The organism is Agromyces protaetiae (genome assembly GCF_004135405.1).
Lineage (GTDB): Bacteria > Actinomycetota > Actinomycetes > Actinomycetales > Microbacteriaceae > Agromyces > Agromyces protaetiae.
The window spans coordinates 2,456,403-2,468,935 of sequence record NZ_CP035491.1 but is presented as its reverse complement, the minus strand read 5'-3'; the positions used below and the strand labels follow the sequence as shown (position 1 = coordinate 2,468,935).

The window sequence follows — 12,533 nt, the reverse complement described above, 5'->3', positions numbered from 1 at the left end:
CTAGGCCGACTTCTCGGCGCGACGCGGCTTGTGCGGCACGATCGTCGGGGCGGCGTTGTCGAGCACGGCCGCCTTGGTGACGACGACGCGGGCGACACCGGTCGAGCTCGGCACCTCGAACATGATCGGGCCGAGTACCTCTTCCATGATCGCGCGGAGACCGCGGGCGCCGGTCTGACGGAGCACCGCGAGGTCTGCGATCGCCTCGAGGGCCTCGAGCTCGAAATCGAGTTGTACGCCGTCGAGCTCGAACATGCGCTGGTACTGCTTGACGAGCGCATTGCGCGGCTCGGTCAAGATGTCCATGAGCGCGTCGCGGTCGAGCGGCGACACCGTCGCGACGACGGGCAGTCGGCCGATGAACTCGGGGATGAGGCCGAACTTGTGGAGGTCTTCGGGCAGCACCTCGCTGAAGATGTCGCCGAGGTCTTGCTTCGAGTGCAGCGGCGCCCCGAACCCGATGCCGCGCTTACCGGCACGCGACGAGATGATGTCTTCGAGCCCCGCGAATGCGCCCGCCACGATGAACAGCACGTTCGTCGTGTCGATCTGGATGAACTCCTGATGCGGGTGCTTGCGGCCGCCCTGCGGCGGCACCGAGGCGACCGTGCCCTCGAGGATCTTCAGCAGCGCCTGCTGCACGCCCTCGCCCGACACGTCGCGCGTGATCGACGGGTTCTCGGCCTTTCGAGCGATCTTGTCGACCTCGTCGATGTAGATGATGCCCGTTTCAGCGCGCTTCACGTCGTAGTCGGCGGCCTGGATGAGCTTCAGCAGGATGTTCTCGACGTCTTCGCCGACGTAGCCCGCCTCGGTGAGCGCCGTGGCGTCGGCGACCGCGAACGGCACGTTGAGCTGCTTCGCGAGGGTCTGCGCGAGGTAGGTCTTGCCGCAGCCCGTCGGGCCGATGAGCAGGATGTTCGACTTCGCGATCTCGATGTCGTCATGGGCTCGGTCTGCGGTCGTGAGCTGACCCTTCGCCCGGACGCGCTTGTAGTGGTTGTAGACGGCGACCGCGAGGGCGCGCTTGGCGGGCTCCTGCCCGATCACATACTCCTCGAGGAAGCCGAAGATCTCTTTCGGCTTCGGAAGCTCGAACTCGCCCGCCTCGGTCTCGCCGGCCTCGGCGAGACGCTCTTCTATGATCTCGTTGCAGAGCTCCACGCACTCGTCGCAGATGTAGACGCCGGGACCGGCGATGAGCTGCTGCACCTGCTTCTGGCTCTTCCCGCAGAATGAGCACTTGAGCAGGTCGGCGCTCTCCCCGATGCGTGCCATCGCACCCTCCCTCTCGACGCGTCTGGATCGAGCCTAACCCGAACCGGGCGGCTTGCGGCGGAGCCGCGCAGATTCAGTGGGCAGCAGGATGCCCCGAGGTCGAGCGACCCCGGGGCATCCGGACCTTCGTCAGCGCGCGAGCGCGGGAAGGGTCTTGCGCGACGACAGCACCTGGTCGATGAGGCCGTACTCGAGCGCCTCTTCGGCCGACAGGATCTTGTCGCGGTCGATGTCGACGTTCACCTGGTCTTGCGTGCGGTTCGAGTGCCTCGAGAGCGTCTCTTCGAGCCACGTGCGCATGCGCAGGATCTCGGCGGCCTGGATCTCGATGTCGGACGCCTGCCCGTGACCCGCCTCGCCCATGGCGGGCTGGTGGATCAGGATGCGGGCGTTCGGCAGCGCGAGACGACGACCGGGCGTGCCCGCCGCGGCGATGACCGCCGCAGCCGAGGCCGCCTGACCGAGCACGACCGTCTGGATCTGCGGACGGATGTACTGCATGGTGTCGTAGATCGCCGTCATCGCCGTGAAGGAGCCGCCGGGCGAGTTGATGTACATCATGATGTCGCGGTCGGGGTCCATCGACTCGAGCACGAGCAGCTGCGCCATGATGTCGTCGGCCGACGCGTCGTCGACCTGCACGCCGAGGAAGATGATGCGATCCTCGAAGAGCTTCGCATAGGGGTCTTGGCGCTTGAAGCCGTAGGCCGTGCGCTCCTCGAAGCTCGGCAGGATGTACCGCGAGCCCGGAGCCTGCACGCCGCCCGAGAAGGCCGTGCCGCCGAAGTCAGGGATGTTCATACGTTTCTCTCTCTTCCTCACGCAGCCTGGCTCGTGCCGCCGCCGCCCGACACGTCGAGCGCCGACTCGCGGATGTGGTCGACGAAGCCGTACTCGAGCGCCTCTTGTGCGGTGAACCAGCGGTCGCGGTCGCCGTCGGCGTTGATCTGCTCGACCGACTTGCCGGTCTGCGCCGCGGTGATCTCGGCGAGGCGGTTCTTCATCGAGGTGATGAGCTGGGCCTGCGTCTGGATGTCGCTCGCGGTGCCGCCGAAGCCGCCGTGCGGCTGGTGCAGGAGCACTCGGGCGTTGGGCGTGATGTAGCGCTTGCCCTTCGTGCCGGCCGTCAGCAGGAGCTGACCCATCGAAGCGGCCATGCCGATGCCGACCGTGACGATGTCGTTCGGCACGAACTGCATGGTGTCGTAGATCGCCATGCCGGCCGTGATCGAGCCGCCGGGCGAGTTGATGTAGAGGTAGATGTCCTTCTTGGGGTCTTCTGCGGCGAGGAGCAGCAGCTTCGCGGCGATCTCGTTCGCGTTGTCGTCGCGTACTTCGGAACCGAGCCAGATGATGCGGTCCTTCAGCAGGCGGTCAAAAACACTGGGACCCAGTGTCGGTTCGGCCATGGATGTCGCTCCGTTTCGTTGTCGCGTTGAATCGAATCTATCCGTTGCAACACACGGGAACGGGGCTGTTCGCCCTAGGCGGATGCCGCGTCGCGCCGTGTTCGCCGACCGCGATCATCGGGCTCCGAACGCGCTACTCGCCCAGGAGTTCGGCGGTGTACGCGCGAGCGGCGCGCGCATACTGCGGGAGATGGCCGGCGAGCGCTGCGACGGCGACGGATGCCGCGCGGCGGGCGTCGCCCGCATCGACGAGCGCGAGCGCACGGAACGCCGAGATCGCGTCACCGAGGTCGTGCGGGTCGCGCTCCGCTTCGAGGAGGAGGGAGAGCGCCTCGTGCGGGCGTCCGAGGTTTCGGACCGTGGAGGCGAGCTGGATGAGGCATTCGACACGCGGCCGGCCCGAGAGGCCCAGTTCGAGCGCGCGGCGGTATTGGTGCTCGGCTTCGGCCTCGAGACCCGCCGAATCCCGCGCTCCCCCGGTCTCGAACGGTCCACGGGGGTCGTCGACAGCGAGCTCAGCGGCGAGCTCGTCGATCTGCCGCACGACCTCGAGTTCACCGAGCTCGTCGGCGCTCGCCCACACGTCGTCGACCCGCTGCTGCCAGTCCGTCATCGCGTCGCCTTCCGTCGTCGTCCGAGACATCCGATCGTCTCGATCCTCACCTTCGAGCATGGCAGACCCGCCATCCCTGGGGACGACGGAGGGGCCGGGCATCCGCCCGACCCCTCCGTTCGACCGAAGTCGTCGCCTTACTCGGCGTCGGCCTTTTTCGTGGTGCGCTTGCGCGCCGGCTTCTTCTCCTCGACGGGAGCCTCTGCGGCCTCGTCGGCAGCCTCGTCAGCCGCCTTCTTGGGGGCGCGCTTGCGAGCGGCGGGCTTCTCGGCGGGTGCCTCCTCGGCAGCCTCGGCCTCGTCTTCGTCTGGGACGACGATGAAATCGCTCAGGTCGACGGCGTTGCCCGAGGCATCCTTCACGACGACCTTGCCGAGCGCGATCGAGAGCGCCTTCGAGCGTGCGACCTCGCCGACCATCGCGGGGATCTGGCCCTGCTGGCTGAGGATCTGCACGAACTCGTTGGGGTCCATGCCGTACTGGGCTGCGGACTGCACGAGGTACTGCGTGAGCTCGTCTTGACCGACCTGGACCTTCTCGTTGCGGGCGATCGCGTCGAGGACGATCTGCGTCTTGAACGCCTTCGTGCTCGCTTCGGTGACCTCGGCGCGGTGCACGTCGTCCTCGAGACGGCCTTCGCTCTCGAGGTGACGGTGCACCTCGTCTTCGATGACCGCATCGGCGACGGGCACGTCGACGAGCTCGAGGAGCTTCTCGACGAGGAGGTCGCGCGCCTGCGCGCCCTGGCCGAACGCCTTGTTGCGGCCCGCCTGCTCGGCGAGGCTCGCCTTGAGCTCGTCGAGGGTGTCGAACTCGCTCGCGATCTGCGCGAAGTCGTCGTCGGCCTCGGGAAGCTCGCGCTCCTTGACGGCCGTGACGGTCACGGTGATCTCGGCGGTCTCGCCCTCGTGGTCGCCGCCGAGGAGCTTCGACGCGAACGTCGTCGTCTCGCCCGCGGTGAGCGAGTCGAGCGCCTCGTCGATGCCCTCGAGGAGCTCGCCCGAGCCGACCTCATAGGAGATGCCGTTGGCCGTGTCGACCTCTTCGTCGCCGATCTTGGCGACGAGGTCGAGGGTCACGAAGTCGCCCGTGGCGGCCGGACGGTCGACCGTGATGAGCGTGCCGAAGCGGCTGCGGAGACGCTCGAGCTCTGCGTCGACGTCGTCGTCGTCGGCCTCGACATCGTCGACCGTGATCTCGAGGCCCTCATAGGCGGGCAGCTCGATCTCGGGACGCACGTCGACCTCGATCGAGAGGAGCAGGTCGCCCGAGAAGTCCTTCTCGTTCGGCCACTCGACGATGTCGGCCTCGGGGCGACCGAGGGGCTGGAGCTCGTGCTCGGCGACCGCGGCACGGAAGAAGCCGTCGAGGCCCTCGTTGACGGCGTGCTCGAGCACAGCGGCCTTGCCGACGCGCTGGTCGATGACGGGCGCGGGGACCTTGCCCTTGCGGAAACCGGGCACGTTGATCTGCTCGGCGATGTGCTCGTACGCGTGCGCGATGCTGGGCTTCAGCTCTTCAGGCGTCACCGAGATGGTCAGCTTGGCGCGCGTGGGGCTCAGCTTCTCGACCGAAGTGGTCGGCATGGAGGATCTCCTGTTCGTGGAAGTTCGTGTCGAGCCGAGTCGACTCGTCGGGGCGACAGGATTCGAACCTGCGACCTCCCGCTCCCAAAGCGGGCGCTCTAGCCAAGCTGAGCTACGCCCCGAGTCGCTACTCAACTCGCGATCCGCACGCGCGGGCGCGCCGAAACGCACCGCAACACGGATGGATCCAGAAAAGTCTACTGCACCGCGCCTGGGCGGTTCATTCCATGCGCTCGACCCACGGCGCGCGCCAGTCGGGCGCGTCGAAGGGAGCCGGCCAATAGGCCGTCTCCTTCGCGATGAGGCCGTCGCGGAGCTCGAGCACGAACACACCGCGGATCGGCACGCCGTCTCCGTAGTCGAGGAGACCCTGCATGACCCAGTGGTCGCCCTCACCCGTGATCGAGCCGACCTCGATGTGCGGCAGCTGCGGGAACCGGCTGTAGATCGCGCGCCGGTTCTCGGCGCCGACGATGCGCTCCCCCGACTGCGGCCACTCCATGACGGCGTCGTCGTGGAAGACGTCGTCCATGCCCGGCACGTTCCCGGCGTTGATCGTCGCGACGAGCGCTTCGACGACTGCACGTCCGTCCATCGCCCTCCCCCTTCGGACGGCGCGGCGCGTGCGTGGCGGCGCTTCGTCGTCAAGAGGCGCTCGCGGTCTGTACTACGATGTTCCGGGTGCCCCTCACCGGGCCACGGGGATGTAGCTCAATGGTAGAGCCTCAGTCTTCCAAACTGATTACGCGGGTTCGATTCCCGTCATCCCCTCTGAGATCGACCCCCGTGATGAACCAGCGGGGGTGGCCGAAGGCCCCGCCGGAAAATCATCGCCGGACGGGGCCTTCGTCGTCGGAGCGGCACGCGCCCCGAGGCATCCGATCAGAACACCCGGTAGCCGATCTCGGCGGGTGCGTCGAGGAGCCGCTCAATCTCGTCGTCGAGCCGGACAAGGGTGAGCGAGGCGCCGGCCATGTCGAGCGACGTGCAGTACTCCCCCACGTAGCTCTTCACGACCTCGATGCCCTGCGCGGCAAGCTGCTCGTGCGCGTGGCCGTAGGCGACGTAGAGCTCGGAGATGGGCGTCCCGCCGAGGCCGTTGATCATGAGGGCGACGCGGTCGCCGCTCTGGAACGGCAGGTCGGCGACGACGGGCTCGAGCAGGATGTCGACGAGCTCGTCGGAGGGCACGATCTTCGCACGGCGACGGCCGGGCTCGCCGTGGATGCCGACGCCGATCTCGATCTCGTCGTCGCCGAGGTCGAACAGCGGCTCGCCCTTCGCGGGCGGGGTGCACGCCGTGAGCGCGAGGCCCATCGTGCGGGTGACCGAGTTGACCTTCTCGCCGATGCGGACGAGCTCTTCGAGCGAAGCACCCTCTTCGGCGGCTGCGCCGACGGCCTTGATGACGAAGAAGTTGCCGGCGACGCCGCGACGGCCGACGGTCCAGGTCGAGTCCTGCACGGCGACGTCGTCGTCGATGAACAGGGTCTTGACGTTGACGCCGTCGGCGAGGCTCATCTCCTGGGCCATGTCGAACGCCATGCGGTCGCCCGTGTAGTTGTTGACGAGCAGGAGCACGCCCTTGGCCGAGTTCCACAGCTTCGTGGTCTCGTAGACGTAGTCCATGGGCGGCGCCGAGAACACGTCGCCCGGACACGCGGCGTCGAGCATGCCCTTGCCGACCGCCATGACGTGGGCAGGCTCGTGGCCCGATCCCGAGCCCTGGATGATCGACACCTTGTCGTCGCTCGGCCCCGATGCGCGTCCGATGAGGTTGTACTCGGGCACGTACTTGAGCGTGTCGGGGTTCGCGAGCGCGAGCCCCTTCAGCATCTCGGGGACGAACTGCTTGGGGTCGTTGACGAACTTCTTCATTTCGCTTCCTCCTTCTCACGCCAACTCGAGGCGAGCGCCTCGAGGATGACCGCGACCGCGACCGCACCGGCGTCGGGTGAGCCGATGCTGCGTTCGCCCGTATACGACGCCCGACCGCGCTTGGCGATCATGGGCGTCGTGGCATCCGCAGCCTGCCTCGCGGTCGTCGCGGCGACCGCGACGATCTCGACGGGCGTCTGTCCGGCAGCCACGCCGGCCTCGATCGCGTCCGTCGCAGGAACGAGCGCGTCGAGCAGGGTCTTGTCGCCGACATCGGCGTTGCCGCGGGCCTTGATGCCCTCGATGGAGGCGCGAAGCATGGCGACGACGTCGTCCCCGGTGAGGTCGTCCTTGCCCTTCGCGACGCTCGCTGCGCGGAGGAACGCGGTTCCCCAGATCGGCCCCGACGTGCCGCCGATCCGGCCGGTGATCGCCATCGCGACCTTCTGCAGGAACGTCGCGATCTCGGTTCGGTCGTAGCCGTCCCAGTCCGCGAGCACGATCTCGAACCCTCGCGCGAGCGAGTAGCCGAAGTCGCCGTCGCCGACGACGGAGTCGAGATCGCCGAAGTACTTCTCGTTGTCGACCGCGGTCTGCGCGATCGAGCGCACCACGAATTCGACGTCGGGCAGGCTCGTCATCGGTCCTCCAGATTCACAGGGTTGGGCGGGGTCATGGATGTCTCGGGGCGGATGTCTGCGGTCACGGCCGCGGGGTCGCGAGCACGCGCTCGAGGTCGGTCAGGTGCACTTCGGGTCCGGGATGGACCCCGGCGGCGTCGGCGAGCACATCGGCGGGCTCGCCCGCCGCCTCGTCGCCGAGCGAGGAGACGACGAGGGACGCCCCCGTGAAGTCCTCGTCGACGGTGTACGCGCTCACGGTCACGACCGTGCGGATGCCCGCGGCGAGCGCGGCCGTGAGCCCGTTGCCGCTGTCTTCGACGACGACGGAGTCGTCGGGGGTGGCGCCGAGGTCGGAGAGTGCGAGTTCGTAGATGTCGGGTGCGGGCTTCTTGCGTGCGACGATGTCGCCCGCGTAGACGTGGAAGCCGGCTGCGAGTTGGAGGCCGACGGCGTGTTCGAGGACGGCCCGTACGGATGCCTCGGCCGACGTGGAGGCGACGGCGAGGCCCCACCCGGCGTCGGCGGCTTCGGCGACGATGCGGGCGATGCCGGGCCGGCCGGGGAGGGCACCGGATGCCACGAGGCCCGTGTAGATCGCGGTCTTGCGCTTGTGCCATTCGGCGAGGAGCGCCTTCTGGCCCTCCTCGTCGGCGGGGAGCCCGTTGGCGGCGACGAACTCGGGCGTGAGGAGGCTCGCCATGCGCTCCTTGCCGCCGCCGATGAGCACCTTGACGGCGTAGTCGGCGTCAGACCACTGCACGGGCACGCCGAATTCGGCGAAGGTCTGGTTGAAGGCGGGCAGGTGCCCGTAGCGTTCGGTGTCGGCGAGCACGCCGTCGCAGTCGAAGATCAGGAACGGCATGTCACCACGCCTTCCCGGCGCTGCCGAACTTCGCGGCGAGGTCGGTCGTGAGGTCGACGATGTGCTGGCGCACGTCGGCGAACAGCGAGGGCGGATCCCATTTGTCGGCTGCCTCGGCCTGCTTCAGGAAGGCGAGGTTCGACTTCATGAACTCGATCTTGAGCGCCGTGGAGATGTTGACCTTGGCGCAGCCGCGCGAGATGAGGTCGGTGAACTGTTCGTCGGTCATGCCGCTGCCGCCGTGGAGGGCGATGGGCGTGTTCGTCGCGGTCACGAGGTCGGTGACGCGTTCGAAGTCGAGGTCAGGGGTGGCCGAGTAGACGCCGTGCGCGTTGCCGATCGACGGGGCGAAGACATCCACCCCCGTCGTCTCGATGAAGGTGACGGATGTCTCGACCGACTGCCTGCGCGAGTCGGTGTCGCTGCCGATGCCGTCTTCGACGCCCTTGATCGCTTCGATCTCGCCTTCGACGTGGGCGCCGTAGCGGCGCGCTTCGGCGACGACCTCGACGGTCTGGCGCTGGTTCTCCTCGACGGGCATCGTCGACGCGTCGAAGAGCACCGAGTTCCAGCCGCGGGCGAGGCAGTCGCTGATGACCTGCCGTTCGGGCAGTGGTCGAGGTGCAGGGTCACGGGCACCTCGATGCCGGCCGTCATCGACGTCCACATGCTCCACAGCACGTCGAGGCCGATCGACTTGACCGTCTTGACCGAGGTCTGCACGATCACGGGCGATCTCGCCTCGACGGCGCCCGCGAGCACCGCTTCGAGGGTCAGGTCGTTCACGATGTTGATCGCCGGCACGCCGTAGCGTTCCGCGAACGCCCGATCGACGATCTCCTTCAGGCTCACCACGGCCATCGGCCACCTCCTCGTCACCGCTTTCAGGCTAGGCAGGAGGGGACGCCGACCCAATGCGTGATTCCCCTACCGCGGGGGTAGGGGAATCCGCCACGTGTCGTTCAGTCGCGGTGGGCGGTGAGTCCGGCGAGGGCGGTGCGGTTCGCCGCGCCGGTCTTGCGGAGGATGGAGCCGACGTGCTTCTCGACGGTCTTGACCGAGATGCGGAGGGCGGTCGCGATCTGCTTGTCGGGCAGCCCTTGGGCGACGAGCTCCCGCACTTCGCGCTCGCGCGGCGTGAGGAGCGGGTCGTCGGGTGCCGTGAGGCGGCTGAACACCTCGGGCGAGAGCAGTGCGTCGCCGCGGGCGGCGGCGACGACCGCGCGGGTGAGGCTCGCGGCATCCGTCTGCTCCTCGACGAAGCCCGTCGCGCCGACCTGGGCGGCGCCGCGCACCCGCTCGTCGGCGAACGACGGCACGAGGAGCACGACGGCGGCCTCGGGGTCGATCGCGCGGAGGTACGACGTGATCGCGACGCCGTCGATGCGCGGATGCTCCATCGGCGCGAGCACGACGTTCGGGCGCAGCAGCTCGTAGGCCTCGACCGCGCGGGCGGCGTCGGCGAACTCGCCGACGACCTGGATGTCGGTCTCGTGATCTCCGAGGAGCCGCACGAGCCCGGCCCGTACGAGTTCGTGCTCATGGACGACGAGCACGCGCCAGCGCCCGCGCGTCGCCTCGACCGACGGCTGCCTCGGCACCTCGGCGCGGATGCGGGTGCCCCACTGCGGCGTCGACTCGATCTGGAGCGTGCCGCCGAGGTGCTGGGCGCGCGCGAGGAGGCCCTGGAGTCCGAGTGCCCGTCGCGGCGGCGCGGTGGCCGCCGCGACGTCGAACCCGTGCCCGTCGTCCTCGACGAGGACGGTCATCGTGCTGCCGCCGTAGACGAGGCCGACGCGAACCGAACGCGCCGCGGCGTGCTCGAGGACGTTCGTGAGCGACTCCTGCACGATCCGGAAGAGCTGCCGACCCGTCTCGGACGGGAGCGCGACGGGCTCGCCGATGACGATGAGCCGGGTCTGGATCGATGCCGCCGTCTCCATCCACGCGAGTTCGAGTCCGATCGCGTCGGCGAGCGACGCGGCGTCCTGCAGGGTCGGTCCTGCGCCGAGCACCGTGCGCTGCGTCTCGGTGAGCGCCGACCGCGCGGCCGTGCGCGCCCGTGCGAGCGCCGCCGTCGGCTCCCCCGCCCGCCCGATCGTCCGCTCGGCCTCGTCGAGGTGCAGGAGCACGGTCGCAAGACCCCGCCCGACCGTGTCGTGCACATCGCGCACGACCCGCTCACGCTCGGCGAGGATCGCCGCCTGACTCTCCTTCTCTGCGGCGAGCGCGTGCAGGCGCGCGTTCGCGATGGCGATCGCGGCGTACGTCGCGAACAGCTCGACGAGCGCGACATCCGTCTCGCTGAACCGGCGCACAGGGTCGCGACTGAACACGACGCACGTGCCGATGATCGCACCGTCCGCCATGATCGGCACGCCCACGACCGCGTGCAGTTGCGCGCGATCGGACCCCGAGATGTGCCCGCCCCGCACCTCGGAATACTCGTCGAACACGACCGACCGCCGCGCCCGCACGACCTCGCCCGTGACGCCCTCGTCGAGGGGGAACGTCTGGCCCTGGAGACATCCGACCCCGACATCGACCTCTTTGCGATACGTGCGCGACGCCTCGTCGACCGTGCAGATCGACCCGTCGGCGCAGCCGAGGAGCGCCATCGCATGCCCGAGGATGCGTTCGAGGAGGCGGGCCGTGTCGAAGCGGCCCGCGAGATCGGCCGCCATCGTCACGAGCGCGTCGAACCGGGGGTCGCCGCGAAGGGCCGTCGTCGCATCGGTGGTCGTGTTCGGCGGCACCTCGGTGCCGGTCGCGCTCTTCGCTCGCTCCATCGCCATCCTCGTCGACGTCGTCGTCTGCGAACATCATGCGCCTGTCGGGCCGCGGCTGCCAGCACCCGTTCAGGACGAAGTGCTCCGTTCGGGGCATCCGGATGCCCCGTCATGCTTCGTCAGCGTTGCCTTCCCTTGCTTGAAATACGCGCGAGGCTGCGTAGCGTTGCATATGACATCGACCAGGGAAGGTGGAACCGATGACCGACACCACGACCGTTCCGAACACGAGCGCCAACCCCGACGTCGCGTCCGGCGTGGCGCAGTTCTTCACCCCGATCGTGCACGAGCTGATCGCCCTCGCGGTCAACGGCAAGCAGGCGCACTGGCACGTGCGCGGGCACAACTTCATCGAGGTGCACGAATTCCTCGACGTCGTCGTCGCGCACGCGCAGGAGTGGAGCGACCTCGCCGCCGAACGCGTCATCGCCCTCGGGCTGCCGATCGACGCGCGCCTCGCGACCGTCGCGAAGGCGGGCTCGACGAACCCCGCGGCCGGCTTCAAGCAGGCCGACGACACGATCACCGACGTGATCGCGCAGATCGACCTCGCGACGCAGAAGGTGAACGCCGCGATCGAGGGCCTCGCCGAGCTCGACCCGGCCAGCCAGGACGTCGCGATCGCGATCCGTCAGGGGCTCGACAAGGACCGCTGGTTCCTGTCGGCGCACCTCAGCGTGAGCTGAAGTCCGCGGCGCCGGACGCGCGCAACGAACGACGACGCCCCGGCGGGACCGATGTCCCGCCGGGGCGTTCGTCGTTCGCCGAGGCCGGCCGGCCATCGCCGGGGCCCGCTACCGCTGGAGCCACGCGAGCACCGCGAGCACGCGACGGTGGTCGGTGCCCGAGTCCTCGAGGCCGAGCTTCTGGAAGATCGCCGTCACGTTCTTCTCGACGGCGCCGACGCCGATGAAGAGCGCCTCGGCGATGCCCGCGTTCGTGCGGCCCTCGGCCATGAGCCCGAGCACCTCGCGTTCGCGCGGGGTCAGCGCTGCGAGCGGGTCGCCTCGTCGGGAGAGCAGCTCTTTGACGACCAGCGGGTCGAGCACCGTCCCCCCGGCGCTCACGCGCGCCACGGCGTCTTCGAGCTCGTCGAGCGACGCGACGCGGTCTTTCAGGAGATACCCCATTCCGCCTTCGCCCGACGAGAGCAGCTCGTGCGCGTAGGTGCCTTCGACGTATTGGCTGAGCAGGAGGATGCCGAGTTTCGGATGTCTCCGCCGCAGTTCGATCGCCGCTCTCACGCCTTCGTCGCGGAACGTCGGCGGCATGCGGACGTCGAGCACCGCGACGTCGGGCGCGAGCGAGTCGATCGCGGCGAGGAGCGCGTCGGCATCTCCGAACGCTCCCGCGCTCTCGAAGCCGGCCTCGTCGAAGAGCCGCACGAGTCCTTCCCGGAGGAGGACCGAGTCCTCGGCCAGCACGATGCGGAGGGGACGTGAAGAATCGGCCACCCCCTCACCGTAGCGAGGGGGCGGCCGATTGCGTTCGCGCC

The 12,533-nt window shown here is 68.8% G+C and carries 12 protein-coding genes, 2 tRNA genes and 1 pseudogene; 2 read left to right on the top strand and 13 right to left on the bottom strand.

Annotation, left to right across the window (positions count from 1 at the left end):
• From clpX to ET445_RS11435, 7 genes are all read right to left on the bottom strand, one after another.
• Nucleotides 1-1,278, bottom strand: a complete 1,278-nt coding sequence (gene clpX, locus ET445_RS11465) for an ATP-dependent Clp protease ATP-binding subunit ClpX (protein WP_129191421.1) — start codon at nucleotides 1,276-1,278, stop codon at nucleotides 1-3.
• 129 nt (nucleotides 1,279-1,407) lie between these two features.
• Nucleotides 1,408-2,079 (bottom strand): ATP-dependent Clp protease proteolytic subunit, encoded by a 672-nt coding sequence (locus ET445_RS11460; protein ID WP_129191420.1) that lies wholly within the window; start codon nucleotides 2,077-2,079, stop codon nucleotides 1,408-1,410.
• A gap of 17 nt (nucleotides 2,080-2,096) precedes the next feature.
• Entirely contained in the window at nucleotides 2,097-2,687 is a 591-nt protein-coding gene (locus tag ET445_RS11455; protein ID WP_129191419.1) for an ATP-dependent Clp protease proteolytic subunit, read from the bottom strand.
• Between the two features lie 133 nt (nucleotides 2,688-2,820).
• Nucleotides 2,821-3,300 (bottom strand): tetratricopeptide repeat protein, encoded by a 480-nt coding sequence (locus ET445_RS11450; RefSeq protein WP_129191418.1) that lies wholly within the window; start codon nucleotides 3,298-3,300, stop codon nucleotides 2,821-2,823.
• A gap of 137 nt (nucleotides 3,301-3,437) precedes the next feature.
• Nucleotides 3,438-4,886, bottom strand: a complete 1,449-nt coding sequence (gene tig, locus ET445_RS11445) for a trigger factor (RefSeq protein ID WP_129191417.1) — start codon at nucleotides 4,884-4,886, stop codon at nucleotides 3,438-3,440.
• A gap of 47 nt (nucleotides 4,887-4,933) precedes the next feature.
• Nucleotides 4,934-5,008, bottom strand: a tRNA-Pro gene (locus ET445_RS11440).
• 98 nt (nucleotides 5,009-5,106) lie between these two features.
• Nucleotides 5,107-5,481, bottom strand: coding sequence for a nuclear transport factor 2 family protein (locus tag ET445_RS11435; RefSeq protein ID WP_129191416.1), 375 nt, complete (start codon nucleotides 5,479-5,481; stop codon nucleotides 5,107-5,109).
• A 105-nt stretch (nucleotides 5,482-5,586) separates the two neighbouring features.
• On the opposite strand from ET445_RS11435, the gene ET445_RS11430 reads away from it, so the two are divergent.
• Nucleotides 5,587-5,657: transfer RNA gene (locus ET445_RS11430), tRNA-Gly, on the top strand.
• Nucleotides 5,658-5,768: 111 nt separating this feature from the next.
• On the opposite strand, the gene dhaK is transcribed toward ET445_RS11430, so the two are convergent.
• From dhaK to ET445_RS11405, 5 genes and pseudogenes are all read right to left on the bottom strand, one after another.
• Complete coding sequence (dhaK, locus tag ET445_RS11425; protein ID WP_129191415.1) at nucleotides 5,769-6,764, bottom strand: dihydroxyacetone kinase subunit DhaK; 996 nt, start codon at nucleotides 6,762-6,764, stop codon at nucleotides 5,769-5,771.
• Nucleotides 6,761-7,405 (bottom strand): dihydroxyacetone kinase subunit DhaL, encoded by a 645-nt coding sequence (gene dhaL / locus ET445_RS11420; RefSeq protein ID WP_129191414.1) that lies wholly within the window; start codon nucleotides 7,403-7,405, stop codon nucleotides 6,761-6,763. The genes dhaK and dhaL overlap by 4 nt, the downstream gene beginning before the upstream one ends.
• Before the next feature lie 61 nt (nucleotides 7,406-7,466).
• Entirely contained in the window at nucleotides 7,467-8,249 is a 783-nt protein-coding gene (locus tag ET445_RS11415; protein WP_129191413.1) for an HAD-IA family hydrolase, read from the bottom strand.
• A gap of 1 nt (nucleotide 8,250) precedes the next feature.
• A pseudogene (locus ET445_RS18670) lies at nucleotides 8,251-9,110 on the bottom strand (class II fructose-bisphosphate aldolase).
• 101 nt (nucleotides 9,111-9,211) lie between these two features.
• Complete coding sequence (locus ET445_RS11405; RefSeq protein ID WP_165314388.1) at nucleotides 9,212-11,038, bottom strand: GAF domain-containing protein; 1,827 nt, start codon at nucleotides 11,036-11,038, stop codon at nucleotides 9,212-9,214.
• Nucleotides 11,039-11,238: 200 nt separating this feature from the next.
• On the opposite strand from ET445_RS11405, the gene ET445_RS11400 reads away from it, so the two are divergent.
• Nucleotides 11,239-11,724 (top strand): Dps family protein, encoded by a 486-nt coding sequence (locus ET445_RS11400; protein ID WP_129191411.1) that lies wholly within the window; start codon nucleotides 11,239-11,241, stop codon nucleotides 11,722-11,724.
• Nucleotides 11,725-11,832: 108 nt separating this feature from the next.
• Here the strand turns inward: ET445_RS11400 and ET445_RS11395 are convergent, their stop codons facing one another.
• Nucleotides 11,833-12,492 carry a response regulator gene (locus ET445_RS11395; protein WP_129191410.1) on the bottom strand — a complete coding sequence of 220 codons (660 nt, stop codon included), beginning with the start codon at nucleotides 12,490-12,492 and terminating at the stop codon, nucleotides 11,833-11,835.
• Nucleotides 12,493-12,533 lie beyond the last annotated feature (41 nt).